Source organism: Nocardia sp. NPDC003183 (assembly GCF_053590715.1).
Genome location: NZ_JBSFTG010000009.1, coordinates 1 through 26266, shown reverse-complemented (window position 1 = coordinate 26266; position 26266 = coordinate 1). Strand labels below are relative to the sequence as shown.

Sequence of the window (26266 nt, the reverse complement as noted above, 5' to 3'; positions counted from 1 at the left end):
GTGATTCAGGGGTCAGCGAGTGGCGATGATCGCCGAACCATGGCCGAAGAGGCCTTGATTCACCGCGATGCCCGCGCGGGCGTTGTCCACCTGGCGGCCGTCGGCCCGGCCGCGCAACTGCCAGGTGAGCTCGCAGACCTGGGAGATGGCCTGTGCGGGGATGGCCTCGCCGAAGCAGGCGAGTCCGCCGCTGGGGTTCACCGGTACCCGTCCGCCCAATGTCGTTGCGCCACTGCGCAGCAGAGCCTCCGCTGCACCCGTCTCGCAGAGCCCGATGTCCTCGTACCAGTCCAGTTCCAGCGCGGTGGAGAGGTCGTAGACTTCCGCGAAGGACAGGTCGGCGGGACCGATTCCGGCCTCTTCGTAGGCGGCGTGCGCGATGGCGGACCGGAAGGTGCGTGACGGAGGCTCGACGGCCACGGCGGAATCCGTCGAGAAATCCGGCAGATCGAGCACGGTCTTCGGGAACGTCGGCGTCACCGTCGACAGCGCGGAGATGCGCACCGGATCGGCGATGCCGTGGCGGCGTGCGTAGTCCATCGACGTCAGCACCAGCGCGGCCCCGCCGTCGCTGGTCGCGCAGATGTCGAGCAGCCGCAACGGATCCGACACGATCGCCGAAGCGGAGATCTCCTCGACCGAGACCTCCTTGCGGTATCGGGCATTCGGGTTGTTCAGGCCGTGCCGGGAGTTCTTCACCTTCACCGCGGCGAAGTCGTCGAGAGTGGCGCCGTGCAACGCCATGCGGCGGCGGGCGTAGAGCGCGAAATAGATCGGGTTGGTGGCGCCGAGCAGATGGAAGCGCAACCAGTCGGGGTCGTCGCGGCGCTCGCCACCGACCGGCTGGAAGAAGCCCTTCGGCGTGGTATCCGCGCCGACCACCAGCGCCACCTCGCACAGCCCGGCCAGGATCTGGGCGCGCGCGTTGGCGATGGCCTGCGCACCGGAGGCGCAGGCGGCGTAGCTGCTCGAGATCTGCGCACCCGACCAGCCGAGCGCCTGCGCGAAAGTCGCGCCCGAGACGAAGCCGGGATAGCCGTTGCGGATGGTGTCGGCGCCGGCGATGTAGCCGACGTCGCGGTGGTTCAGCCCGGCGTCGGCCAGCGCCGCACGCGCGGCCACCAGACCGTATTCGACGAAGTTGCGCCCCCACTTGCCCCACGGGTGCATGCCCGCGCCGAGGACGGCGATGTCGCGATCATTCGTGTCAGTCATTGACCGGCCTCCACATCCACACCGTGTGTTCTGCGTCTTCGTCCTCGTACAGCGTCCCGACGGTCAATTCGACCGGCATGCCGACGGCCAGATCATCGACGGTGAGACCGCGCACGACCTGCCCGAGAATCACCATCTGCTCGACCTCGAGCTCCACGGCCGCGACGACATAGGGCACGAAGGGATCGGCCGAGACGTAAGGCGCGGGCGGCTTGTACCGGGCGTCCGCGTACGACCAGATCCGGCCGCGCGTGGAGAACAGGTACTCGACGAGCTCGGAGCCGTCGTGGGTACCTGTGCACTGGGGGTTGCGGCAGGCGAGTGTGTTCTTCGGGAAGTACGGCGTGCCGCAGTCGTTGCAGCGAGTTCCTTTGAGGCGTACCTGGCCGTCGTCCGCAGTGAACCAGTCAGCCACGGCGGGGCGTTGTTCTTTCTGCACGTGGCCGACGGTATAGGAACACGTTCTACTTTGGGGCGGAATTCCGTTCCAGCGCTGCTCGGGCGCGGGTACGGTGAGCGGATCGAGGATGCGATGACATCGATCTGGAGTACCGCGCGATGGGCACCAAAGCTATTGACCCGCAGTCGATCCGCAACGTCACGATCATCGGCGATGCCGAGGAGACGGCGCGAGTGGTTCATCGCCTGCGCCGATGTTTCGGCGACACCGAGAACACGGTCTACTGGTCGATGAACAGCATCGAGCACACGATTCGCGTCACCGAACTGTCGAGCGACGCGCTCATCGCCGACTTGGAGCGATCCATTCGCGTCGCCGACGGGGTCATCGTGGTCGTGAACGCCGCCGCGCACGCCACCCCGCGACTCGAAACCATGTTGCGCGTCGCCGACGATCATCAGGTCGCCCGCCTGTGCTTGGTCGGCGGCCTCGATCAACCCACCGCCGACTTCGACCGCTGTGTCCGCACGATCGCCGACGCTCGCGGGGCGGTGCCGTTGGCCCTCCAGGTCCCCGTCGGTGCCGGTGTCGGCTTCGACGTCATCGACTTGGTCTCGCTACCGGCCCTCGAACATGCGGCAGCCGAAACCCTGGGAAGCCGAAGGCAACTCGCTGAGCGGTGGTATGGCGTACTCAGGGCGATCCTGACCGAACACCACGCGGACTCGCTCACCGTTGGAGACCTGCACACCCGCATCCGCCGCCGCACCCGCAACGGCGACATCGTGCCCATTCTGTGCGCCACACCCCTCGCACGCGATGACATCGCCCCACTCCTGGACGCCGTCGTCCGCTACCTGCCATCGCCCCTGTACGTCTGTCAGCCGGAGCACGCCCTCGACTACTGACCGCCACGTTCGGGCCTGATCGGGACTCGCTCGGCGGTGGTGTGCCCAGTCGTGTCGTCCAGCCGACGAAGTGCATAATCGAACGTATGTGCGACTCGATTCGGCTCTACCTGCGCAATGGACGCTGGACGGAACCTGCGCCGCGCTTCTGCCCCAACGGACACCGGCTCGGGGCAGGCCGGTCGCTCGTCAGCGTGTTGCCCTGTGTCCGGATCGGCGGACACCACCGAACGCACACCTGCCTGGCCTGCGCCACGACCATCTACTGCCCGCCGATCCACAACGACTGCGAGCACTAGGTCTGCACCGGCCGAAATCCCCGCCGCCGAAGCCTGACAAGGCCGTGTCCCGTCATCACTCGACGAGAAGGCCCCTTGCCGCTACGCGGTGATCTCGCCGATCTACAGGGGGATGACGATGGGCCCGCAGGAGTTGGCACCGACGGCACATCCGATCGCGGTGAGCACGGACTGCACCAGGGAGGAAGAGCCGGTGCCCGACGAGTCGCTCCCCGAACCCAGCGGGGCTTCCGCAGTGGCGGGCCCGGCGGCGGTGACCAGTCCGGCGGTGATGGCGAGGGCCGCGGCGCCGGTGCGCAATGCCCGACTGGTGAGAGTCATGCCGGAATCGTACGGTCGATCAACAGATTCCAACCGCCCCCGAATCCTGGGGCAGCAGGGGTGCAAGGGCGATTGCCTTCCACCTGCAACGTGAAATGTGGGCGCAGAGGGGATCGAACCCCCGACCGCTGGTGTGTAAAACCAGTGCTCTACCGCTGAGCTATACGCCCTGGCACCGCCGGGGAGTACCGGCGGTGTCGGGTTATGAATCTAGCGCGGCGAGGGCTTTCTCCCAAGCCGCCTGGTCACGGGCCTGTCCGGGGCCGTTCATCTCCGCGAAAGTGATGTAGCCGGACTTGTCGACGACGAAGGTTCCGCGGTTGGGGTAGCCGGATTTCTCGTTGAAGACGTCGTAGGACTGGGTGACGGCGCCGTGCGGCCAGAAGTCCGACAGCAGGGGGAACAGGTAGCCCTGTTCCGCGGCCCAGATCTTGTGGGTGGGTGGCGGTCCGACGGAGATCGCGATGATCTCTGCGTCGTCGTTCTGGAATTTGGGCAGCTCGTCGCGGACCTTGCACAGCTCGCCTTGGCAGATGCCGGTGAAGGCGAGCGGATAGAACACCAGCAGCACGTTCTTCTTGCCGCGGAAATCCGACAGGGTGACGGGCTGGTTGTTCTGGTCCTTGAGCGTGAAATCCGGCGCGAGAGTGCCAACCTCTAGCGGCATACTACGAATCCTCCGTCGTGTCGGGTCCCAGCCGGGCATGCGAGCCCAACTGAGACCCTAGCGAACGGCGGATTCAGCGCTGTTTGGACGGTGCCTTCGGCTGAACGAGGCGTGAGCCCGTCCAACTGCCGAGGCTGATGGTGGATGTCTGGGTCAGGCCGGCCGTGGGTGCGGCTTCGGCGATCTCGCTCGGATCGACATGGCCTTGTTGACCGGTTTTGGGGGTGAGGACCCAGATGAAGCCTTCATCGGCCAGCGGGCTGATGGCATCCATCAGCTCGTCGGCCAGATCGCCGTCACCTTCTCGCCACCACAGCAGGACGGCGTCAACGACCTCATCGGAGTCTTCGTCGACCATTTCGCCGCCGCTGACCTCCTCGATCTCGGCGCGCAATGCGTCGTCGGTGTCCTCGTCCCAGCCCAATTCCTGAACAACCAAGCCGTGAGAAATGCCAAGCTTCTGAGCGTAGTTCTGCGCGTCCGCCGCGGCGACCACGGTGGTGTCCTCCCTAAACTTCCGACAGTAAGATAGGTGCAAGCGAACATGGTTATCGGCCGCAGCGCAAGCTGATCGGATGAATTGGGACCGTATGCCGCGTGTCGGGAGGGCGAAATCGGCCGTCTCAACAGGCGTCGTGGACGGCGGTGCGTGCCTGGTTGATGGTGCGGCTGGCCTCGTTGAGCTTGCCGACAGGTGAGTTGTAGGTCATCTTTCTGGTCTGCACGGCCAGCTCGCGTGCCGCGACGACATACGCGGTGAATTTGTCGGCCAGTTCGGTCGGCAACGCGCCCGCCGCGGCGACGACGCCGGACTCCACTTTGGTCGCCGCGTTGTCGAGGGTGGTGGCCGCGGACTCGCGCTTGGCGGCGTAGTCGGGAGCGTTGGTGTCGTGGGCGGAGACGAAGTCGTTGTACGCGGTGACGCCGGCGCCGGTGGTGGTGGCGAACTGGCCGCAGTTGTCGGTGATCGCGCGCTCTCGCGCGGCCGCGGCGCGCGAGGACGCGGCGGCCGAGGACGACGCCGCGGCGGTGGTCTTGTAGGCGGCCACTTCGGCCGCGTCGGTCGTCGGTGTGCCGGGGATCTGCTCGGCACAACCCGCCACCACCGAACCCGCGGTCACGGCGACAAAGGCACAGATCAGCCCCAGTCGGCGCGCGTGCAGCTCCCTCATCGTCCGGCGTTCCCTCTCACTCACGTGCGTGACTCGTATTTCCCCGCAGAACCTACCTAATGGTATTCGCGCTGAGGTGATGACCTCGGCAGCCGTTTCGGTAAGGATGGGGGGTGCACCCGAACCTTTCGCAACGGGTGGTCCGCACACCAAGCGGGCAGGCCCGGGGATAGCGACGCCGACCAAGCAGTTCAGCCCCCATCACGAGGAGCAGATTTGACCGACCTGATCCACTCTGCAGCTTCCAACGATCCAGTAGCGACCTCCACCGGGGGCGGTGAATCCACCACCAAACCCACCGGTGAACGGGTACGGGTCATCCGCGAAGGAGTGGCGTCGTATCTACCGGATATCGACCCCGAAGAGACCAGTGAATGGCTGGAATCCTTCGACGACATGCTCGACCGGGAAGGTCCGGGTCGCGCCCGCTACCTGATGTTGCGCCTGCTCGAGCGAGCGGGCGAACGCCGTGTCTCGATTCCGGCGCTCACCTCCACCGATTACGTCAACACCATTCCCACCGAGAACGAACCGTGGTTCCCCGGTGACGAGGAAGTCGAGCGCCGCTTCCGCGCCTGGATCCGGTGGAACGCCGCGATCATGGTGCATCGCGCGCAGCGCCCCGGAATCGGTGTCGGCGGCCATATTTCGACCTACGCGTCCTCGGCGGCGCTCTATGAGGTGGGCTTCAACCACTTCTTCCGCGGCAAGGATCACCCCGGCGGCGGCGACCACGTCTACATCCAGGGTCACGCCTCGCCGGGCATCTACGCGCGCGGTTTCCTCGAGGGCCGCCTCAGCACGGACCGGCTCGACGGATTCCGTCAGGAATACAGCCACGGCGGCCTGGGCAAGGGCCTGCCGTCCTACCCGCATCCGCGGCTGATGCCGGACTTCTGGGAGTTCCCGACGGTCTCGATGGGCCTGGGCCCGATGAACGCGATCTACCAGGCCAGGTTCGACCACTACCTCACCGATCGCGGCATCAAGGACACCTCCGACCAGCACGTGTGGGCGTTCCTCGGCGACGGCGAGATGGACGAGCCCGAGTCGCGCGGCCTGATCCAGGTGGCCGCCAACGAGGCGCTCGACAACCTGACCTTCGTGATCAACTGCAACCTGCAGCGGCTCGACGGCCCGGTGCGCGGCAACGGCAAGATCATCCAGGAACTGGAGTCGTTCTTCCGTGGCGCGGGCTGGAACGTGATCAAGGTGGTCTGGGGTCGCGAGTGGGACGCGCTGCTCGGCGCCGACCGCGACGGCGCACTCGTGAACCTGATGAACTCCACCCCCGACGGTGACTACCAGACCTACAAGGCCAATGACGGCGCGTACGTGCGCGACCACTTCTTCGGCCGCGACCCGCGCACCAAAGCGCTGGTGCAGAACATGTCCGACAGCGAGATCTGGAATCTCAAGCGCGGCGGACACGACTACCGCAAGGTCTACGCGGCGTATTCGGCGGCGATGGCGCACAAGGGCCAGCCGACGGTGATCCTGGCCAAGACGATCAAGGGCTACACCCTCGGCAAGCACTTCGAGGGCCGCAACGCCACCCACCAGATGAAGAAGCTGGCGCTGCAGGACCTCAAGGACTTCCGCGATCTGCAGCGCATCCCGATCAGCGACGCCGAGCTGGAGAAGGACCCGTACCTGCCGCCGTACTACCACCCCGGCATGGACGATCCGGCCATCGAGTACATGCTGGCCCGGCGCACGTCGCTCGGCGGTTTCGTGCCGGAGCGTCGCTCGCCCGCCAAGGCGCTGAAGCTGCCGGGCGACGAGGCCTACCGCTCGGTGCGCAAGGGTTCGGGCAAGCAGAAGGTCGCCACGACGATGGCGCTGGTGCGCCTGGTCAAGGAACTGTTGCGCGACAAGGAGATCGGCAAGCGCATCGTGCCGATCATCCCCGACGAGGCCCGGACCTTCGGTATGGACTCGTGGTTCCCGACGCTGAAGATCTACAACCGCAACGGCCAGCTCTACACCTCGGTCGACGCGGAACTGATGCTCGCCTACAAGGAGAGCGCGGTCGGCCAGATCCTGCACGAGGGCATCAACGAAGCCGGTTCCACCGCCTCGTTCACCGCGGTCGCCACTTCCTACGCCACCCACGGCGAGCCGATGATCCCGCTCTACATCTTCTATTCGATGTTCGGATTCCAGCGCACCGGCGACAGCTTCTGGGCCGCGGCCGACCAGCTCGCGCGCGGATTCGTCCTCGGCGCCACCGCGGGCCGCACCACCCTCACCGGTGAGGGTCTGCAGCACAACGACGGGCAGTCGCTGCTGCTGGCATCGTCGAATCCCGCCGTGGTGACCTACGATCCGGCGTTCTCGTTCGAGATCGCGCACATCGTGCGCGACGGTCTGCGCCGGATGTACGGCGGCGGCGAGGCCCCGGCCAGTCAGCTGCCCGGCACCGAGGTGCCCGCGGTCGGCACGTTCGGCGGGGAGAACATCTTCTACTACATCACCTTGTACAACGAGCCCTATCAGCAGCCGGCCGAGCCCGACGACCTCGACGTCGCGGGTCTGCTCAAAGGTCTGTATCTGTACCAGGGCGGCGGTGAGAGCGAGGTTCGCGCCCAGATCCTCGTCTCCGGCGTGACCGTGCCCGACGGGTTGCGCGCGCAGGAGATCCTGGCGCAGGAGTGGGGTGTGGCCGCGGACGTGTGGTCGGTGACCTCGTTCGGCGAGCTCCGCCGGGAGGCGCTCGACAAGGAGATCGCGGCGCTCAAGCACCCCGATGCGGATTCGGGCTCGCCGTATGTCACCCAGGCGCTCTCGGCCGCGCGGGGACCGGTGGTCGCCGCGACGGATTGGATGCGCGCGGTGCCCGATCAGATCCGGCAGTGGGTGCCCGGCGACTACATCACCCTCGGCACCGACGGGTTCGGCTTCTCCGACACCCGCACGGCCGCGCGCCGGGTGTTCAACGTCGACGCGCAGTCGATCGTGGTCGCTGTGCTCGAGGGTCTCGTCCGGGACGGCACGTTCGACAAGGCCAAGGCGGTGGAAGCGGCCGCGAAATACGGCATCGACAGCGTGGCCGCCGCGCCGAAGCCGAGTGCGGACGCGGCAGAGGAACTCGCGTAGCGGACTATTGGACTGTGGAGCGCAAACCGCCGCGGCCCCGTCGGATCACCGAGGGCACCAGCGAACACGAGGTCTATCTGCCGACGGGGGCTCTGTCCCCGAATCGGCAGACCCGTGATCCGCTGCCCGACACGCTGCTCAAGCGGGTCAAGCAGTTCTCGGGCCGGCTGTCCACCGAGGCGGTGGGGTCGATGCAGGATCGGCTGCCGTTCTTCGCCGATCTGGACGCCGCGCAGCGAGCGGGCGTGCAGATGCTGGTGCAGACGGCGGTCGTGAACTTCCTGGAGTGGTTGCAGGATCCCGATTCCGATATCCGCTTCAGCCTGGACGCGTTCCAGGTGATTCCACAGGATCTGGCGCGGCGGCTCACGCTGCGCCAGACCGTGGACATGGTGCGGGTGGCCATGGACTTCTTCGAGCAGTGGCTGCCCGCGCTGGCGCGCAACGATCGGCAGCTGGTGGCGCTCACCGAGGCGGTGCTGCGGTACGGGCGTGAGCTCGGCTTCGCGGCCGCCTCGGTGTACGCCAGCGCCGCCGAGTCGCGTGGTGCGTGGGATACCCGCCTGGAGGCCCTGGTGGTCGACGCGGTGGTCCGCGGCGACACGGGTCCCGACATGCTTTCCCGGGCCGCCACGTTGAACTGGGACGCCACGGCGCCCGCCACGGTGCTGGTCGGCACACCGCCGCTGGACCAGGGCGTGTCGACGGTCGGCGCGGTGCACACCATCGCGACCAAACACGGCAGGGCCGCGCTGGCGGTGGTGCAGGGTGCGCGGCTGGTGATGGTGGTCAGCGGGCACCTGGGGGAGTCGGGCATGGGCTCGCCGTTCCTCACCGATCTGCTGGCCGAGGTGTTCTCCGACGGCCCGGTGGTGATCGGTCCGACGATGCGCACCCTCGGGGCGGCGCACGCGTCGGCGATCGAGGCGCTGGCGGGAATGGAGGCCGTGGTGGGCTGGCGCGCGGCGCCAAGGCCCGTTCACGCCACGGAGTTGTTGCCCGAGCGCGCGTTGCTGGGCGATAGAGCTGCGATAGAGGCGTTGAACGAGTATCTTGTGCTCCCGTTGGCTGCTGCCGGATCTTCGTTATCCGACACACTCGACGCCTACCTGGATTGTGGCGGAGCAGTAGAAACTTGCGCTCGGCAGCTGTACGTCCATCCAAATACCGTTCGGTACCGACTCAAACGAATCGGCGAGGTCACCGGCCGCGATCCGATGAATCCCCGGGACGCCTATGTGCTCCGAATCGCAGCAACAGTGGGCCGTTTGACACGAACGCATAACGAATCGTCTCCTTCTGTCACGGAAACCCCGTCTGCCCCATTGGCTCACGACCCCCTGTAACGGGATCGGGGAATCGGTCGATCCCGACACCCCACCTCGGATTTTGTGGGACCCCTACAAAAGCGATCGGAAAGCTTCATTCGCGCCGACATCTCATGCGGCGGGGGTCACAGTGTTGTCTTAGGGGGTGATCGCGTTGCTCACCCCTGGACAGGGGTCCCAGACACCCGGCATGCTCACGCCGTGGCTCGCACTTCCCGGTGCGACTGATCGCCTCGAGCTCTGGTCGAAGGCCGCAGGCCTCGATCTGGTCCGTCTCGGTACCACCGCGACGGCCGAGGAGATCGTCGACACCGCGGTGACGCAGCCGCTCGTGGTCGCCGCCGCCCTCCTCGCGTTCGCCGAAATCGCCCCCGGGTCGATTCCGGCGGATACAGTCGTCGCCGGACACTCGGTCGGCGAATTCGCCGCAGCCGCTGTCGCCGGTGTCATCACCGCCGACGAGGCAGTCGCCCTCGCCGCCATCCGCGGCCGGGAGATGGCCAAGGCCTGTGCGCTGGAGCCGACCGGCATGTCCGCAGTGCTCGGTGGCGATGAGGCCACCGTGCTCGCACGGCTCGCCGAACTCGATCTCGTCCCGGCCAACCGCAACGCGGTAGGCCAGATCGTCGCAGCGGGCCGCCTGGAAGCTCTGGCGGAGCTCGCCGCGAACCCGCCGGAGAAGGCACGGGTCCGCGCGTTGCCCGTCGCCGGTGCGTTCCACACCGTCTTCATGGCCCCGGCACAGGAAGCTGTCGCCGATGCCATCGCCCAGATCTCGCCGAGCGACCCGATCCGGACGCTGCTGTCGAACTTCGACGGACAACCGGTCACCTCGGGCGCCGACGCGATCGAAAAACTTGCCGCTCAGGTCACTCGCCCGGTGCGCTGGGACCTGTGCAACGAGACCATTCGCGCCGCGGCCGTCTCGGCCGTGGTCGAGTTGCCGCCGGCGGGCACGCTGGTCGGCATCGCCAAACGGGAACTGAAGGGCACGCCCAATCTGGCCCTGAAGACCCCGGAAGACCTCCCCGCGTTGGCCGAACTGACCACCTCGGGCTAGCTTTCCCCCGGCGGTTGTGCACAGCGAAGTGCAGGCCGTTCACGAACCCTACAAATAGCAACAAGAAGGGAGCCACCAAAGTGGCCGCTCTGACCCAGGAACAGATCGTCGAAGAACTCGGCAAGATCATCGAAGAGGTTACGGGTATCGAACCCTCCGAGGTGACCCTCGAGAAGTCCTTCGTCGACGACCTGGACATCGACTCGCTGTCCATGGTCGAGATCGCTGTGCAGATGGAAGACAAGTACGGCGTCAAGATCCCCGATGAGGATCTGGCCAGCCTGAAGACTGTCGGTGACTCCGTCGCTTACGTCCAGAAGCTCGAGGCCGAGAACGCCGACGTCGCCGCCGAGCTCAAGGCCAAGTTCGACAGCGCCGGCGAGTAGGGCCGAACTTTGACCACTCCTGCTCCCAGTACTTTGAACGGGAACTTCCCCAACGTCGTCGTCACGTCGATGGCGGCGACCACGTCGATCGCTGGTGATGTCGATGCGACGTGGAAGGGACTCCTCAACGGTGAGAGCGGAATCGACGTTCTCGAGGATTCCTTCATCGAGGAATACGACCTGCCGGTGCGAATCGGCGGTCACCTGAAGGTCAGCCCCGACACCCTGTTGAGCCGGGTCGAGATCCGCCGTATGGCGTATGTCGAGCGCCTGGCGACCGTTCTCGGTCGTGAGGTGTGGAAGAACGCGGGCAGCCCGGAGGTCGACAACGACCGTCTCGGCGTCGCGATCGGCACCGGACTCGGCGGCGGCGACGCCCTGATCGACTCGGTCGACAAGCTGAAGAACGGCGGCTATCGCAAGATCTCGCCGCTGGCTGTTCAGATGGTCATGCCGAACGGTCCGTCGGCGGTCGTCGGTCTCGAGCTGAAGGCCAGGGCGGGAGTGGTCACTCCGGTCTCGGCGTGCTCGTCGGGTTCGGAGGCCATCGCCAACGCGTGGCGGATGATCGTGATGGGTGACGCCGACATCGTCGTCACCGGTGGTGTCGAGGGCTTCATCGACTCGGTGCCGATCGCGGCGTTCTCCATGATGCGCGCGATGAGTACCCGCAACGACGATCCGAAGGGTGCTTCGCGTCCCTTCGACAAGGATCGCGACGGTTTCGTCTTCGGTGAGGCCGGCGCGCTCATGGTCATCGAGACCGAAGAGCACGCCAAGGCGCGCGGTGCCACCATCCACGCTCGTCTGCTGGGTGCCGGTATCACCTCCGACGGGTTCCACCTGGTCGCTCCCGATCCCGAGGGCACCGGTGCGGCCAGGGCGATGACTCGCGCGATGCAGACCGCTGGTCTGACCAAGAGCGACATCACCCACATCAACGCCCACGCGACCGCGACGCCCATCGGTGACTCCGCCGAGGCGAACGCGATCCACAAGGCGATCGGTAAGCACGCTTCGGTGTACGCGCCGAAGTCGGCACTGGGTCACTCGATCGGCGCCGTGGGCGCCCTGGAGTCGATCCTCACCGTGCTCGCGATCCGGGACGGCATTGTTCCGCCGACACTGAACCTGGACAACCAGGATCCGGAGATCGATCTCGATGTGGTGCACGGGGAAGCCCGTCGCCAGGAAATCGAGTACGCGATCAACAATTCCTTCGGTTTCGGTGGGCACAACGTCGCGCTCGCCTTCGGTCGGGCATAAGCCGCCGACTGCATTCCGATCCCCGGTGGGGGTCGTGCCAACTGAATGGTTCGACTCCCACCGGCGGTTCGCCACAGCAGCCGCCGCCGCGGCAATCTTTACGAAGGAGTGAGCGCGATGACCATCATTGCTCCCGCGTTTCAAGACACCACCACCGATCCGCGCGACCCACTGGGTCGGCTCCAGCGCTTCTTCGACCCCGGCACCGTCCTGCCGCTGCATCCGCGTGACCGCTCCGGCGTGCTCGCCGCGATCGGCGAGGTCGACGGGGTCCGCACCGTGGCCTATTGCTCCGACGCGACCGTCATGGGCGGCGCGATGGGCGTCGAGGGCTGCAAGCACATCGTCGACGCGATCGACACCGCGATCGAATCCTCCATCCCCGTCGTCGGGCTGTGGCACTCCGGTGGTGCCCGCCTGGCCGAGGGTGTCGAGGCGCTGCACGCGGTAGGCCTGGTCTTCGAGGCCATGGTTCGCGCGTCCGGTCTCGTTCCCCAGATTTCGGTGGTCCTCGGCTTCGCCGCCGGTGGTGCCGCCTATGGTCCCGCGCTGACCGATGTGGTGATCATGGCGCCGGAGGGCCGCGTGTTCGTCACCGGACCCGACGTGGTGCGCTCGGTGACCGGCGAGAACGTCGACATGGCGACCCTCGGTGGTCCCACCACACACTTCAAGAAGTCCGGCGTCTGCCATATCGCCGCCGATGACGAGGCCGACGCCATGCACCGCGCGCGCCGGCTGGTGTCGATGTTCGCCGAGCAGGGCGAGTTCGACCTGGTCGCGGCCGAGCACGGCGATGTCGATCTCAAGGCGATGCTGCCGGAGTCGGCCAAGCGCGCCTACGACGTGAAGCCGATCGTGCACGAGCTGCTCGACAACGTCGACGGTGAGTCCTCCTTCGAGGAACTCCAGGGTGGTTACGCCCGCAGCATGGTCACCGGTCTCGGTCGTCTCGGCGGTCGCACCGTCGGCGTCCTGGCCAACAACCCGCTGCGCCTCGGCGGCTGCCTCAACTCCGAAAGTGCCGAGAAGGCTTCACGTTTCGTGCGACTGTGCGACGCGTTCGGCATCCCGCTGGTCGTGGTCACCGACGTTCCCGGCTACCTTCCCGGTGTCGGCCAGGAACTCGAGGGCGTGGTTCGTCGCGGCGCGAAGCTGCTGCACGCTTTCGCCGAAGCCCGCGTTCCCCGTGTCACCCTGGTGACCCGCAAGATCTACGGCGGCGCCTATATCGCGATGAACGCCCGCGCCCTCGGCGCCACCGCCGTCTACGCCTGGCCCGGCTCCGAAGTCGCCGTCATGGGCGCCAAGGCCGCCGTCGGCATCCTGCACAAGAAGGCACTCGCCGCCGCTCCCGAATCCGAGCGCGAAGCCCTCCACGAGCGCCTCACCGCCGAACACGAGCAGCTCGCGGGCGGTGTCGAACGCGCCGTCGCCATCGGCGTCGTCGACGAGGTCATCGACCCCGCCAAGACCCGCAGCATCATCGCCGCGGCCCTCGCGGCGGCTCCGGCCCGCAAGAGCCACCACAAGAACATCCCCCTGTGATCTGAACTGACACAGCAATTTCGGGCCCTGGGAGATCGATCCCGGGGCCCGAAGTCGTGCTGGGTCGGGCAGTCGGTGCGGGGACGAACCTGGTCTACCGCGCCGCTGTCGTGCTCGTTCGGGGGATAATGGCAGGGTGCGCTATGAGGAACTCGCAGATGTCCCGTGCTCGATCACGCGGCCGCTGGTGATCTTCGGTGATCGCTGGACCTTGCTGATCCTGAAGTACAGCTTCGCCGGTGTGCGCCGTTTCAATGCGTTCCAGAGCGCGCTCGGTATTTCGCGAAGCCGGCTGCGTGACCGCCTCGATCGTCTGGTCGAACACGAGATCCTGGTGAAACGTCCGGCCGATGACGGCGTCTACGAGGAATACCGCCTCACCGAGAAAGGCCACGCCATCTATCCGATCCTGATGGCTGTCCGCGACTGGGGCGACACATACATGGCACCAGACGGACCACCGGTGGAATACCGGCACCGAGGGTGCGCCGGCGAAGCCCACACCCACCTGACCTGCGACACCTGCGCGGCCGACGTCACCGCCCGCGACATCGAGCCCGAAGCGGGCCCCGGAATGATCGCGCGCACGCTGGACAATTGATCACCACGCTCTGACGCGAGCATCGGTCGAGAGCCGGCCGCCACCAGCGCGTGGTGATCTTGATCCGCGGGGTGGGTCAGGAGGTGTGCCAGGTGACCTGGTCGTCGAGGGGGGCGCGGGCGGTGCGGAAGGCGTTGATCGGGTGGGTGGTGTCGGGGTGGCCGAAGGAGATGCCGAAGACGACCTTGCGGGTGTCGGGGATGGCGAAGTAGTCGCGGATGAAGGGGGCGTAGGAGGCCAGGGCGGCTTGGGGGGCGGCGCCGAGGCCGAGAGCTTGGGCGCCGAGGAGGAAGTTCTCGAGCCAGAGGCCGCAGTCGACGGCGCCGTAGATGCCCAGGTCGGCTTCGGAGGTGACGATGGCGACGTGCGGGGCGTCGAAGAACTCGAAGTTGCGCACCATCTGGCGCATGGTCTTCTCGTGGTCGCCCTTGACGATGCCGACGCTGTCGTAGAGCTGGAACCCGCAGGCCCGGCGACGGTCCCGGTAGATGCCCTCGTAGGCGGCGGGGAACTCGAAATCGGGTGTGCTGCCTGCGGTTTGGATGTGGTCGAGGAGTTCCTTGCGGAATCGCTGGGTGCCCTCGCCCGCGGTGACCACGACCTGCCAGGGCTGGGTATTGCACCACGACGGCGTGCGCTGGGCGAGGGTCAGCAGCTGTTCGATGGTCGCGCGGTCGACCTGTTCGGCGGTGAACTGACGGCAGCTCCAGCGTTCGTCGGCCAGCCGCTGGAGGGTGGCGAAATCGCTGCTGTCGTGGTCGGTCTGCGCCATCGCGTGGCTCCCTCGGGTACGGAGAACTGGTCTCATTTCGAGACTGAATCTAGCAGTTCCGCCGCTGCCGCGGAACCCGCCGGCACCACGAGTTCGGGTGCCGGCGGGCGCGGATCAGCCGCGTCGGCGGCCGACGACCAGGATCGCGATACCGATGCCGGCGACCAGCGCTACACCCGCCCCGATCAGGACGTACCAGGCCCACGGCCGGGCGATCGTCGCCGGACCGCTCACGGCGACAGGCTGTTCCGCTGCCTGCTGCGCACTGGCACCGATATAGGTCGGGCCGGGCTCCGCCGCACCAGCCACGGTGACGTCGAGCTGTACCGGCGTCGGCGGCAGAGCGTCGGCGCCGGTCGGGATGCCGACCTTCACCGCGAGGTAATACCAACCTGCCACCGACTGCGCGCGAACGTCGTAGCTGTCGCGGTTGGCGTAGCGGACCGGCACCGATGCCAGGCGAAGTTCGGCGCCCGATCGGCCGGTATAGGCGTTGGTGTCGGAGCCGATTTCGGTGCCGAGCGGGGAGTACAGCGTGGTCGTCACGTTCGAGGCCGCGATGCGATTGGCGCCGCCGGTCTCGGCGAAACGCACCCGGTAGGCCAGGCCCTGTCCCCACTCGAGCCGAACACGGTAGAAGACGTACTCGCCCGACTGCACGGTGTCGGTGTAGCTGCCGCCGCCGGGCAGCGTGGCGGCGGTCGTGAACGAGCCACTGCCGCCGACCGGCCGGGCAGGCGACGTCGGTTCGGCGAACGCGGTCTTGGTGGTCGAGGCCGCCGGGCCGGGGTCGGTGACGCCGGGTTCGATGCCGACGAGAATCTCCACGGGCAACCGATCGGAGGAGCCCTCCGACACCAGATCCCAGGTCAGCTCGAAGGTGTAGCGACCGGCGCCGGTGCACTTGTCGGACTCGAACAGCGGTTTGGCCGCGCCGTCGAAGGCCTTGGCGATGGTGAGGGTGGCGCCGTCGCTCGATCTGGTCTCGAGTTCACGCTCGCGAATGCCGCACTCCACGCTCTCGCGTCCGAAGAGGCGAAGGTCGAGTGCGTTCATGTCTTCGGTCGCCGAGGTGCTTCGCCCGCGGGGGAACGAGACGATCCCGGTGAAGTAGGCCGTGGCGCCCTCGGGTACGTCGACCGCGTAGTACCGCTTCTCCCGCTGGCCGAGGGTGTCGAGGTACTGGCCGGGCTTCGCGACCGGTGCGGTGCCGATGCTGCCGGTGCCGGTGATGGGCGTGCCGGTGGCCTGGTAATCGCGCAGTGCGGCCGTACTCACCCGCGGCAGAATGCGTTCCAGCGCGGCGCCGTCGGCCGCGTCGCTGTAGGTGCCGCCGGTGGCCTGCGCCGTACAGGTGAGCTGGGCGCGCGCCTTGTCGTCGACGGCGAAGCCGATCGAATGCACGATCAGGTCGACGCCCTGCTGCTTCAACTCCTTGGCGACCTCACACGGGTCGGGCGGGGAACAGGTGTCGTCACCGTCGGAGACGAGCACGATCGAGCGCGGACCGGAATCGGGCAGTGCGTCGGCGGCTCGGCGCAGCGCGGTGCCCATCGGGGTCCAGCCGCGCGCGTGGATGCTGTCGACAGCGGTGGTGAGGGCGGGCTTGTCGATGATCTTCGGCTGCTGCAGCACTTGGACGTCGCGGCAACCGGCCGCCTTGTCCGCCTCGGAATTGCTCGTGCCGGTGCCGTAGGTCGTGAGTCCGACCGAGGATTCGGTGGGTGCGGAGGCGACGAACGAGCGGACGGCCCGCTTCGCGGAGTCCATCATGGTGCCGCCCTGATCGGGCCGTTCCATCGAGCCGGAAGCATCGAGGATGAGCATGGTCGGCGCGTATTGTGCGGGGTCGGCCTGCGCCATGGCCGGTAACGATGCGGGCAGCACGGTGAGGGCTACTGCGGTGAGTGCGGCGGTCAGCGTGCTGATTCTCGGCATCGTCCTAGATTCGGTGTCGCGGGGTGAAACCGGACAGACGTTACCGATCGCTCGGTGGTCGCTCCACCCCTGCTGAAGTGGTGCAGCCCACCGTTTGAAAACATCGGTCACGTTTGGGCAGGTGAGGACGTTGCGCTCGGGGGCGGCTCGCGCCTGCGGCGAATCGGGGCAGTTCCGGGGCACAATCGACCGCATGGCTTCGCAGGCCCGCGACGCGCAGGAGCGCAAACGGCACGGCAGGCACTACACGCCACCGGAACTCGCGCGGTTCCTGGCGCGACGGGCGCTGCGCCACGCGCCACGCGCCACGACGTTGCGTGTGCTCGACCCGGCCTGCGGGGATGGCGAGCTGCTGCTGGCGGTGCATCGGGAAATCGCTTCGAACGCACCGGATGTGACGGTTCACCTCACCGGATATGACCTGGATCGACAGGCGGTCGCCGAAACCACTGGGCGGGCCGACGCGCTCGGCGTCGAAATAGACTGTCGTGCAGGTGATTTCCTGGCAGCCTCCGCTCAACTGGCCGACGGCTCCTTCGATTTGATCATCAGCAATCCGCCCTACGTCCGGACCCAGCAGCTGGGCGGAGCGACCGCTCAGCTGCTGAGCAAACAGTTCGGCCTGCGCGGGCGGATCGACCTCACCCACCCCTTCGTGGCCGTGGCGCCGCGGCTGCTGACTGCCGGGGGCGTGCTCGGATTGCTCTGTGCCAACCGCTTTCTCACCACGCGGGCCGGATCGAACCTGCGCCGAATTCTCACCGATGAACTGACCCCGGTGGAGCTCTACGACCTCGGTGACACCAAACTCTTCGCCGCCGCGGTGCTGCCCGCGATCACCGTCGCCCTGCGTGCCACCGGACCACCCGACTGCCGCTATGTCTCGGTCTATGAGGAATCAGGGATCGAACCCGACTGCACCACCGAGCTTTTCGACGCACTGGCGGGCGACGATGCCTGCCGCGTCGGCGCCGGGGGGCGGGTGTTCGCGGTGGAGGTCGGCGTGCTGGCGACCGGCGACGTGGTGGCCCGTGCGCCTGCGACAGACGTGCGGTCGCCGCAGCCGTCGGCCACGGTGACGGCCCCGCCGACGGCGGGTGCGGAGCCGGCAGGGCTGCTCGCCCCGCGAGGCGGGATCCGATCCGGCCGTCACGGTGACGCCGCGTGGCGCATGTCGCGCCCCGCTGTCGATCACTGGCTCGGCCGGATCGCCGATCGCACCTGGCGCTCGTTCGGGGAGGCCGCGCGGATCCGGGTGGGGATCAAGACGACGGCCGATCGGGTGTTCATCTCCGACCGCTGGGATCAGATGGACCCGACGCCGGAGCCGGAACTGCTGCGGGAGTTGATCACTCACCATGATCTGCAACCCTGGCGAGTCGCGATGGCACGCGGCACGAAGGTGCTCTATCCCTACGATCTGCTGCAGCCGCGCCGCACCCCGATCGACCTTTCCGAATTCCCTTGTGCGGCAGCATATTTACAATCACACGAACAAGCTCTGTCGGGCAGACGTTACGTACTCGACGGCGGCCGGAAGTGGTTCGAGATCTGGGTTCCACAGCGCCCGCATCTCTGGGGCGCACCGAAATTGGTGTTTCCCGACATCAGCGAACGTCCGCGATTCGCCCTCGACCGATCGGGTGCGGTGGTCAACGGTGACTGCTACTGGATCTCGCTCACCGATCTCGGTGCGGGCCGCGCGGCCATCGATCTGGCGTACCTGCTGATGGGCGTGGCGAATTCGGCACTGGGACTGCGGTTCTACGACGCCGTCTGTGGCAACCGGCTGTACTCGGGCAGGCGCCGCTGGATCACCCAGTACGTGGCGCGACTGCCGGTGCCCGATCCTGGCTGTCCGGCGGCGGGTGAGGTCGTGCGAAGGGTGCGCGCCCTGCTGGAAGACGGTGTACCGGTGGCTGATTCGGGTATCGACGAGGTGGTGGCGGCGGCCTTCGGCGTCTCAGTGGATGTCGCGCAGGCCGACCATCGGTAGCAGCGTGCGCCGCGCGAACTCCCGCCCGGCTTCGGCGTCGTCGAGTGGAATGAGTCCGTCGGGGGTCAGCGCCAGCGACAGCGCGAGTCGCGCCATGATCTCGGCGACCAGATCGGGATCGAATTCGGGCACCGGCGCGCTGACCTGGAGCTCGCGCAGCTTCTCGGCCAGATACGCGCGCCCGACGGCGAGGATGGGCCCGGCGTCGGTGGTGAGCCGGGGCAGGATGATCTCCGGCTCGGTGCTGAGCAACCGGCGTAGCAGTTCATTGCCGGCGATGGTGGTGACGAAGGCGACGAAGATCTCGACGAGCTGCTCGCCGGGTTCGGTCACCGCGCGCACCCGCTCGTCGATCTCGGCCACATAGCGCTGCGCCTCGCGCACGCCGACGGCTTCGACCAGCTCGTTCTTGGATTCGTACCGCCGATAGAGGGTGGCCGGGCTGATGCCGGCCCGCCGCGCGATCTCGCCCATGCTCGTGCGCTTGATCCCGAAGTCCAGAAATGCCGACAGCGCGCTGTCGAGCAGCTTCTCCCCGTCGGTGACAGGCTTTTCGAGTATCCGCGCGAGGATCGACGTAACGGTAGGCATTACCCCATTATCCCCGCGGCGGCAGATCCAAGGCGGCCATCTCCTGCTCGATCGCATTGGCCGCGAAATGTACTCCGCGAGAACGGAGTTCGTGAACACGGGATTGGAGTGCCTCGACCCCGCCGGGCTGGGCCGCGATATCGGCCACGCTGAGCCGTCCCGCCGCTCGGCGCACACCGGAATGCACGTAAGCCACCGTGATACCTCCTGCCTCGCGTATCCGGTGCCGATCGCCACTCTTATGATCGGACGCAATACGCAGGACAAATGCTATCAGGGTTCCCTACTGGTCACTTGCTCAGTGTGACGGGTCACAACACCTCGGCGTCACGATGGTTGGTCAGATTGTGTAGATACACCGCCGCGTTCAGCTTGATGCCGTCCTGCTGTGCCGGGGTGAGTTCGCGGCGCACCTTGCCCGGCACTCCTGCCACGAGTGAGCCGGGCGGAATCTGCGCGCCCTCGGGAATCAGGGCATTGGCCGCGATCAGGCTGCCCGCGCCGATCACCGCGCCGTTGAGCACGGTCGCGCCCATGCCGACGAGAACATCGTCGCCGATGGTGCAGCCGTGCAGAATCGCGTTGTGTCCCACCGAGACCCCGGTGCCGACGGTGAGCGCGAAACCGGGGTCGGCGTGCAGCACGCAGCCGTCCTGGATATTGGTGCGCGCGCCAATGCTGATCTGTTCGAGGTCGCCGCGCAGCACCGCCGAGTACCAGACGCCGACCTCGGCGCCCAGACGCACCCGCCCGATCACGGTCGCGTTCGGCGCGATCCAGGCAGTGTCGTCGATCTCGGGAGTGAACCCGCTCACCTTGATGATCATGAACGTCATTATTGCGCCGCACCGCGGAACTGCGCGCGGTGGGCCGCCGGAGACGTGCCGAGCACCCGGTGGAAGTGGTGGCGCAGGCTCACCGTGCTGCCGAAGCCGGTGTCGCGGGCGACCCGGTCGACAGTGTCGTCGGTCGATTCCAGCAGCAGCCGGGCATGGTCGATGCGCTGCTGCAGGAGCCACTGCTGGGGACTGGTGCCGGTGCGATCGCGGAAGCGGCGGGTGAAGGTACGCCGCGACATCAGCGCCTCTCGTGACCAGTGGTCGAGGTCGACGGCGGTGTCGAGGCGGGCGCGAGCCCAGGCCATCGCGCATTCGATCGGGTCGTCGGGATCGTCGTCGGGCACCGCGATCGGGATGTACTGCGCCTGCGAGCCGTGGCGGTGCGGGGCGGTGACCAATGATCGTGCCAATTCAGTGGCAGCGCGGACGCCGAGGTCGGTGCGGACGATGTGCAGGCAGCAGTCCAGCGCGGCGGCGACGCCCGCGGAGGTGATCACGTCGCCCAGGTCGCTCCACAGGGTGTCGGCGCGCACGTGGACGTCGGGGTAGGCCAGAGCCAGTGCGTCGGCGGCGGCCCAGTGGGTGGTCACCTCGCGGCCGTCGGCGAGCCCGGTCGCCGCGATCGCCCAGGAGCCGAGGCACAGGCCGACCAGCCGGGCGCCGTGGGCGTGGGCGGTGTGGACCGCCTCGTTCAGCGCGGGCGAAATCCCTTGGTCACGGACCCATCCGGGAAAGACCACCAGGTCGGCGGTGCGCACGGTATCGAGGCCGTATCGGACGGTGATGTCGAAACCGGCTGCGGTGGACAGTGTTCCGGGTTCCTCGGCGCAGACCCGCACGTCATAGGGCGACGTGTCGTCGACGCCGGTACCGGATCGGCCGAACACCAGGCTCGGCACCGACAGGTGGAACGGGCTGATTCCGTCGAACGCGATCACGGCCACCGAGGTCATGGCCCGATCTTAGCGTTGTACGGCCTGCAGGCCACTGTCGGGCGGTGGCCCGCTCGGCGAAAGTTATCGGCATGACCGAGATGATCACCCGCCCCGCCCTGGCAGCCGCCCTGCACATCGGCGGCCCGACCCTGCGTTTCCGCTACGGCGGACTGACCTGGCTCACCGATCCGACGTTCGACGAACCCGGCGACTACCCGGGTCCGATCACCCTGCACAAACTCAGCGGCCCGGCCGTACCGGTCGAGGAGATCGGGACGATCGACATCGTGCTCCTCTCGCACGACCAGCACGCCGACAACCTCGACACCGCGGGCCGTGCGCTACTCGCCGAGGTCGACACGGTCCTCTCGACACCGGATGCCGCGAGCCGGATCGAGGGTGTGCGCGGCCTGGCGCCGTGGGAGGCGGTGACCGTCGGCGCGGTGGAGGTCACCGCGGTGCCCGCACTGCACGGGCCGCCGGGATGCGAGCCGCTCAGCGGTGTGGTCACCGGATTCGTGCTGCGCGCGCCGGGCGAGCCCACGGTGTACGTGTCCGGCGACAACGCCTCGGTGGAGTTGGTGGAGCGGATCGTCGAGCGGGTCGGGCACATCGATGCCGCGGTGCTGAACATCGGCGGGGCCAATGTGGGGCGGTTCGGCGACAGTGACGTCACGTTGAACGCCCGTACCGCCGTCGCGGCCGCCGCGGCGCTCGGCGACGCCGTGATCGTCGCCGTGCACGCGGAGGGATGGGGTCACTTCAGTGAGTCGCTGGACTATCTCGAGCGCACCTTCGCCTACGCCGATCGCGCGCATCAGCTGATCGTGCCGGTGCGAGGTGAAATGTTTTCCGTGTGAGCGGCGATTCAACGAATAGTTCTGCTATCTAACATCTTTCGTGCGACCCGCACCTGCTCCTGCCAGGTGCGGGTCCGTGGGCTGAGGAGAAGACATGGTGCGGAAGTTACTGAGGGGCAACCTGTTCCGGATTGCGCTCGGTGTGCTGATGGCTGTGGTGGTGTTCGCTGTCGGTGCCTGTTCGTCGGACGGTGGTGACTCCGGTGATTCCGGATCGACTTCGGTATCGAAGACGTCGGTCACCGCGACGCCGTCGGTGCCGCCGACGAGTTCGCCCGCGGCATCCACTGTTCCGGGAGGTTCTGGTGGTGGATCGACGCCGGAGTCGTCGTATTACCACTCACCCACGCAGGCCGCGCCGGGGTCGCCCGCACAAGGCGAGATTCCGCCCGGGTACACTTGTGTACCGGGGCCTGAGTGTGGAACGGACTCCTGCGGTCACAACGAATGCGGTATCCCGCCCGGGTACAACTGTGTGCCCGGCCCGGATTGCGGAACAGACTCCTGCGGCCACAACGAGTGTGGTGAAACGGTCCCGCCGGTCACGACGACCCTCGCCCCGACCACCACGCCACCCGCGGTGACGACCACGCAGACAACAGCGCCGCCGACCACCACCACCGTTCCGGCGACCGCCCCGGAAACGACGTCCAGCCCGCCGGTTCCAGCCCCGGCGTAATCGGCGCTGCCGCGACACGCGATCGAGCCGACGGCTGAGCTCCGGCCCAGGTCCTAGGCTTGCCCGATGACGCGAACGGGCGTAGTCGTCGGGGTGCCGACGGAGGTCAAGCCGCAGGAGTTCCGGGTGGCGCTCACCCCGGCGGGCGCCGCCGAACTGGTCGCGCACGGGCACGAGGTGCTCGTGCAGGCCGGTTCGGGTGCCGGGTCCGGCTTCGCTGACGACGACTACCGCGCCACGGGTGCGTGGATCGTGGCCGACGCCGATCAGGTCTGGGCACGAGCGGATCTGGTGGTGAAGGTGAAAGAGCCTATCGCGCGGGAATACTCACTGATGCGCCGCGATCAGGTGCTGTTCACCTTCTTGCACCTGGCGGCATCGAAGGAGTGCACCGACGCGATCCTGTCCGCGGGAGTTGTCGCCATCGCGTACGAGACGGTGCGCGGGCCCGACGGGTCGCTGCCGTTGCTCGCACCGATGAGTGAGGTGGCGGGCAAGCTCAGCGCGCAAGTCGGGGCCTACCACCTGATGGCGCCGATGGGGGGCGGTGGCGTGCTGCTCGGCGGTGTGCCCGGGGTGCGACCGGCCGATGTGGTGGTGCTCGGCGGCGGTGTCGCGGGGACGAACGCCGCGAGTATCGCGGTCGGGATGGGTGCCGTGGTGAGCGTGCTCGATACGAACCTGGCGCGCCTGCGTGAGCTCGACGCTCGCTTCGCCGGTCGGGTCGGCACCCTCGCCTCGCATGCGCTCGAGATCGAAAAGGCCGTTGTCGCCGCGGATCTGGTGATCGGGTCGGTACTGGTGCCGGGGGCAAAAGCGCCGAAACTCGTGTCCGACGAACTCGTCGCGAGGATGCGGCCCGGCTCGGTGCTCGTCGATATCGCCGTCGACCAGGGCGGTTGCTTCGCCTCGACCCGGCCGACCACCCACGCGAATCCGACCTTCGCCGTGGCCGATTCCCTGTTCTACTGCGTGGCGAACATGCCGGGCGCGGTGCCGCACACCTCGACGGTGGCGCTCACCAACGCCACCCTGCCGTTCGCCTCGGTGATCGCCGACAAGGGCTGGCGCGGAGCCTGCGCCGCCGACCCCGGCCTGGCCGCTGGACTCACGGCCGTCGACGGCAAGCTGCTGTCCGCCGAAGTCGCGGCCGCGCACGGATATTCCCTCGGCGCGTAACCGGGCCGCGTCGCGGCTACCGGCCGCCGCCCAGGTACCAGTCCGGGTCGCCGTCGATGGGCAGGTCGCGCAGCTTGTCGGGATTGCGCACCACATTGATGGCGACGACGCGACCGGCGTCGATGACGAACGAGAAGACGCCCATATTGGTGCCGTCGAAGACGACCAAGCCCGGCATGCCGTTGACCAGCACCGCACGACCCCAGCCGTTCGCGGCGGTGTACCAGCCGAGCAGCATCTTCGCGATGAGCTCCGCGCCGCGCACCGGCTGGCGGATGGCGGGCACCTTGCCGCCGCCGTCGGCGGTGAGGACCACGTTCTCGTCGAGAATGCCGAGCAGCGAACTCAGATCACCCGAGCGCCAGGCCAGCGAGAACGCCGAGACGACCTTCTCCTGTTCGGCGGGCGAAGCGGGAAAACGTGGAGTGCCGTTCTCGACGTGCTTGCGGGCACGGGAGGCGAGCTGCCGGACCGCGGCAGGCGTACGCCCGACCACCTCGGCGACCTCGGGGCCGGTCATGCCGAACACGTCTTGCAGCACGAACGCGGTGCGTTCGGCGGGCGAGAGCGACTCGAGCACGACCAGCAGCGCGGTCGTGACGCGTTCGTCCTGGGAGATGCGGTCGGCCGGATCGTCCCAGGAAGTGACCTCGGGTTCGGGCAGCCACTCGCCGACGTACTGTTCGCGGCGAGCGCGCGCGGACCCGAGCTGATCCAGAGCGAGGCGGCCGATGACGGTGGTGAGCCAGGCACGCAGGTTGTCGATCTCGTCCGCCTTGCCCGCGTCGAACTGCCGTTGCAGGCGCAGCCACGCGTCCTGCACCACGTCTTCGGCGTCGCTGATGCTGCCGAGCGTGCTGTACGCGAGACGCCGCAGGTACGGGCGGTGTTCCTCGAAGCGGCGGGCCAGTTCGGCCTGATCGAGAGGCTGCGGTGCGGTCATGGTGTGCGCCCGTTCGGTTGATCTTGCTCGGTCCCGGCGAGTCTAGAAGTGCCGTCACAGTGATGACGAAGCAGTGGTCGCGGGTGTGACATTCCGGTCGAGGGTTACCCTCGGCCGGTGCGGAACGGGACACCGACGGCGGTCGGGCTGGTGCTGGGATTTGTGCTCGACCGGGTCTTCGGCGATCCACGGCGGTGGCATCCGGTAGCCGGGTTCGGTTCGGCGGCAGTGGCATTGGAAGCCGAGACCTATGCCGACGATCGACGTGCGGGGGTGTTGCACGAGGTGATCGCGGTCGGGTCGGTGGTCGGGATCGGTGCGCTCGCTATCCGCCGGAGAGGCGCGGGTGGTGCTGTGCTGCTGACCGCGGTGGCTACGTGGACCGCGTTGGGCGGTCGCAGCCTCGTGCGTGCTGGACACGCTATGGCCGATCGTCTCGACGCCGGCGATCTCGTCGGTGCCCGCGAACTGTTGCCTTCGCTGTGTGGGCGGGACCCGTCGGTGCTCGATGCCGAGGGGCTTGCGCGCGCCGCGCTCGAATCCATCGCCGAGAACACCTCGGATGCGGCGGTCGCGCCGTTGCTGTGGGGCGCGGTCGCGGGTGTGCCGGGGGTGCTGGGGTACCGCGCGGTCAACACACTCGACGCGATGGTCGGATACCGGAACGAGCGGTACGAGCGGTTCGGCTGGGCTGCTGCTCGTACCGACGATGTTGCCAATCTTGTTCCTGCCCGGGTCACCGGGCTGCTCACGGCGGCCCTCGCTCCGTTGGTCGGCGGGAGACCTTCGGGTGCGTTGCGCGCGTGGCGGCGTGATGCTGCCGGGCATCCGAGTCCCAATGCGGGGGTTGTCGAGGCGTCTATGGCGGGTGCGCTTGGTATCGGGTTGGGTGGACGCACGCAGTATCGGCACGGGACCGAACTTCGGCCGACGCTGGGTGACGGGCCGGCGCCCACTGCTGCGGATCTGCGGCGTGCGGTGCGGATGTCGGGGGCTGTGCAGGTTGGTGCGGTTGTGGTTGCGGGTGTGATCGCCTGGCTGCGGGGTGGTAGGCGTGCGGGGTGGTAGGGGTGGGGATGACAGGGGTGGGGATGACAGGGGTTGGGGATGACAGGGGATAGGTAGTCCCAGACGGTTTGACGCTGTGTTTGTTGGCGCGCTGGCGCGCGCGTGTCCGCGGCCCTGAGGGGCCGCCGGTCAGGCGCCGCGGAATCGCTCCTTCGTCGATCAGGACCTAGCCCGGTGTGGCGTTCTCGCCGGGATG

The 26266-nt window shown here is 67.6% G+C and carries 25 protein-coding genes and 1 tRNA gene; 12 read left to right on the top strand and 14 right to left on the bottom strand.

Going from position 1 to position 26266, the window contains the following annotated elements; all coding sequences use genetic code 11:
- Window positions 1-12 precede the first annotated feature (12 nt).
- A complete protein-coding gene (locus tag ACWDXS_RS23750; RefSeq protein ID WP_378996298.1) occupies window positions 13-1215 on the bottom strand; it encodes a lipid-transfer protein in 1203 nt (400 codons plus the stop codon).
- On the bottom strand, window positions 1208-1654 hold the full coding sequence (locus ACWDXS_RS23745) for a Zn-ribbon domain-containing OB-fold protein (protein WP_378996296.1): 447 nt from the start codon (window positions 1652-1654) through the stop codon (window positions 1208-1210). Before ACWDXS_RS23745 ends, ACWDXS_RS23750 begins: the two co-directional genes overlap by 8 nt.
- Before the next feature lie 119 nt (window positions 1655-1773).
- On the opposite strand from ACWDXS_RS23745, the gene ACWDXS_RS23740 reads away from it, so the two are divergent.
- The gene (locus tag ACWDXS_RS23740) at window positions 1774-2523 is read left to right on the top strand and encodes a GTP-binding protein (protein ID WP_449968738.1); all 750 of its coding nucleotides are present in this window, start codon (window positions 1774-1776) and stop codon (window positions 2521-2523) included.
- Window positions 2524-2924: 401 nt separating this feature from the next.
- Here the strand turns inward: ACWDXS_RS23740 and ACWDXS_RS23735 are convergent, their stop codons facing one another.
- The 5 genes from ACWDXS_RS23735 to ACWDXS_RS23715 all read right to left on the bottom strand — a co-directional run bounded on the left by ACWDXS_RS23735 (window position 2925) and on the right by ACWDXS_RS23715 (window position 4982).
- Complete coding sequence (locus tag ACWDXS_RS23735; RefSeq protein WP_449968735.1) at window positions 2925-3143, bottom strand: hypothetical protein; 219 nt, start codon at window positions 3141-3143, stop codon at window positions 2925-2927.
- A gap of 98 nt (window positions 3144-3241) precedes the next feature.
- A tRNA-Val gene (locus ACWDXS_RS23730) sits at window positions 3242-3313 on the bottom strand.
- A gap of 32 nt (window positions 3314-3345) precedes the next feature.
- On the bottom strand, window positions 3346-3810 hold the full coding sequence (locus ACWDXS_RS23725) for a peroxiredoxin (RefSeq protein WP_067456651.1): 465 nt from the start codon (window positions 3808-3810) through the stop codon (window positions 3346-3348).
- 73 nt (window positions 3811-3883) lie between these two features.
- A complete protein-coding gene (locus ACWDXS_RS23720; RefSeq protein ID WP_101469203.1) occupies window positions 3884-4306 on the bottom strand; it encodes a DUF3052 domain-containing protein in 423 nt (140 codons plus the stop codon).
- 127 nt (window positions 4307-4433) lie between these two features.
- A complete protein-coding gene (locus ACWDXS_RS23715; protein ID WP_378996285.1) occupies window positions 4434-4982 on the bottom strand; it encodes a hypothetical protein in 549 nt (182 codons plus the stop codon).
- A gap of 216 nt (window positions 4983-5198) precedes the next feature.
- Between ACWDXS_RS23715 and aceE the strand changes: the two genes are divergently transcribed.
- From aceE to ACWDXS_RS23680, 7 genes are all read left to right on the top strand, one after another.
- Window positions 5199-8081 (top strand): pyruvate dehydrogenase (acetyl-transferring), homodimeric type, encoded by a 2883-nt coding sequence (gene aceE, locus ACWDXS_RS23710; protein WP_449968729.1) that lies wholly within the window; start codon window positions 5199-5201, stop codon window positions 8079-8081.
- A 44-nt stretch (window positions 8082-8125) separates the two neighbouring features.
- Window positions 8126-9427 carry a PucR family transcriptional regulator gene (locus ACWDXS_RS23705; RefSeq protein ID WP_378996361.1) on the top strand — a complete coding sequence of 434 codons (1302 nt, stop codon included), beginning with the start codon at window positions 8126-8128 and terminating at the stop codon, window positions 9425-9427.
- Between the two features lie 127 nt (window positions 9428-9554).
- Window positions 9555-10469, top strand: coding sequence for an ACP S-malonyltransferase (locus tag ACWDXS_RS23700; RefSeq protein ID WP_101469200.1), 915 nt, complete (start codon window positions 9555-9557; stop codon window positions 10467-10469).
- Window positions 10470-10549: 80 nt separating this feature from the next.
- Window positions 10550-10855 carry a meromycolate extension acyl carrier protein AcpM gene (gene acpM / locus ACWDXS_RS23695; protein ID WP_056821158.1) on the top strand — a complete coding sequence of 102 codons (306 nt, stop codon included), beginning with the start codon at window positions 10550-10552 and terminating at the stop codon, window positions 10853-10855.
- Between the two features lie 9 nt (window positions 10856-10864).
- Window positions 10865-12121 carry a KasA/KasB family beta-ketoacyl-ACP synthase gene (locus ACWDXS_RS23690; RefSeq protein ID WP_266299014.1) on the top strand — a complete coding sequence of 419 codons (1257 nt, stop codon included), beginning with the start codon at window positions 10865-10867 and terminating at the stop codon, window positions 12119-12121.
- 117 nt (window positions 12122-12238) lie between these two features.
- A complete protein-coding gene (locus ACWDXS_RS23685; protein ID WP_378996281.1) occupies window positions 12239-13669 on the top strand; it encodes an acyl-CoA carboxylase subunit beta in 1431 nt (476 codons plus the stop codon).
- Between the two features lie 136 nt (window positions 13670-13805).
- On the top strand, window positions 13806-14270 hold the full coding sequence (locus ACWDXS_RS23680) for a winged helix-turn-helix transcriptional regulator (protein WP_378996277.1): 465 nt from the start codon (window positions 13806-13808) through the stop codon (window positions 14268-14270).
- Window positions 14271-14346: 76 nt separating this feature from the next.
- Here ACWDXS_RS23680 and ACWDXS_RS23675 read toward each other — a convergent pair whose 3' ends face one another.
- Window positions 14347-15042, bottom strand: coding sequence for a nitroreductase (locus tag ACWDXS_RS23675; RefSeq protein ID WP_449968721.1), 696 nt, complete (start codon window positions 15040-15042; stop codon window positions 14347-14349).
- Window positions 15043-15156: 114 nt separating this feature from the next.
- Window positions 15157-16980 carry a vWA domain-containing protein gene (locus tag ACWDXS_RS23670; protein WP_379313212.1) on the bottom strand — a complete coding sequence of 608 codons (1824 nt, stop codon included), beginning with the start codon at window positions 16978-16980 and terminating at the stop codon, window positions 15157-15159.
- 193 nt (window positions 16981-17173) lie between these two features.
- Between ACWDXS_RS23670 and ACWDXS_RS23665 the strand changes: the two genes are divergently transcribed.
- Entirely contained in the window at window positions 17174-18976 is a 1803-nt protein-coding gene (locus ACWDXS_RS23665) for an Eco57I restriction-modification methylase domain-containing protein (protein ID WP_449968719.1), read from the top strand.
- On the opposite strand, the gene ACWDXS_RS23660 is transcribed toward ACWDXS_RS23665, so the two are convergent.
- The 4 genes from ACWDXS_RS23660 to ACWDXS_RS23645 form a co-directional block, all read right to left on the bottom strand.
- The gene (locus ACWDXS_RS23660; protein ID WP_379313214.1) at window positions 18944-19567 is read right to left on the bottom strand and encodes a TetR/AcrR family transcriptional regulator; all 624 of its coding nucleotides are present in this window, start codon (window positions 19565-19567) and stop codon (window positions 18944-18946) included. The genes ACWDXS_RS23665 and ACWDXS_RS23660 overlap by 33 nt on opposite strands.
- Before the next feature lie 7 nt (window positions 19568-19574).
- Window positions 19575-19763: a hypothetical protein gene (locus tag ACWDXS_RS23655; protein ID WP_378639113.1), complete on the bottom strand. Its 189-nt coding sequence runs from the start codon at window positions 19761-19763 to the stop codon at window positions 19575-19577.
- A 115-nt stretch (window positions 19764-19878) separates the two neighbouring features.
- The gene (locus tag ACWDXS_RS23650) at window positions 19879-20394 is read right to left on the bottom strand and encodes a gamma carbonic anhydrase family protein (RefSeq protein ID WP_101469311.1); all 516 of its coding nucleotides are present in this window, start codon (window positions 20392-20394) and stop codon (window positions 19879-19881) included.
- A gap of 8 nt (window positions 20395-20402) precedes the next feature.
- Window positions 20403-21359, bottom strand: coding sequence for a GlxA family transcriptional regulator (locus ACWDXS_RS23645; protein WP_378996267.1), 957 nt, complete (start codon window positions 21357-21359; stop codon window positions 20403-20405).
- Window positions 21360-21430: 71 nt separating this feature from the next.
- Here ACWDXS_RS23645 and ACWDXS_RS23640 point away from each other — a divergent pair, with 71 nt between their 5' ends.
- Together ACWDXS_RS23640 and ald are read left to right on the top strand one after the other, a co-directional pair.
- Entirely contained in the window at window positions 21431-22201 is a 771-nt protein-coding gene (locus tag ACWDXS_RS23640) for an MBL fold metallo-hydrolase (protein WP_449968713.1), read from the top strand.
- Window positions 22202-22946: 745 nt separating this feature from the next.
- Window positions 22947-24059, top strand: a complete 1113-nt coding sequence (gene ald, locus ACWDXS_RS23635) for an alanine dehydrogenase (protein WP_379313216.1) — start codon at window positions 22947-22949, stop codon at window positions 24057-24059.
- A gap of 16 nt (window positions 24060-24075) precedes the next feature.
- On the opposite strand, the gene sigJ is transcribed toward ald, so the two are convergent.
- A complete protein-coding gene (gene sigJ, locus ACWDXS_RS23630) occupies window positions 24076-25002 on the bottom strand; it encodes an RNA polymerase sigma factor SigJ (protein ID WP_378996260.1) in 927 nt (308 codons plus the stop codon).
- Window positions 25003-25119: 117 nt separating this feature from the next.
- On the opposite strand from sigJ, the gene ACWDXS_RS23625 reads away from it, so the two are divergent.
- Complete coding sequence (locus ACWDXS_RS23625) at window positions 25120-26070, top strand: cobalamin biosynthesis protein (protein ID WP_449968708.1); 951 nt, start codon at window positions 25120-25122, stop codon at window positions 26068-26070.
- The last annotated feature ends 196 nt before the right edge of the window (window positions 26071-26266 follow it).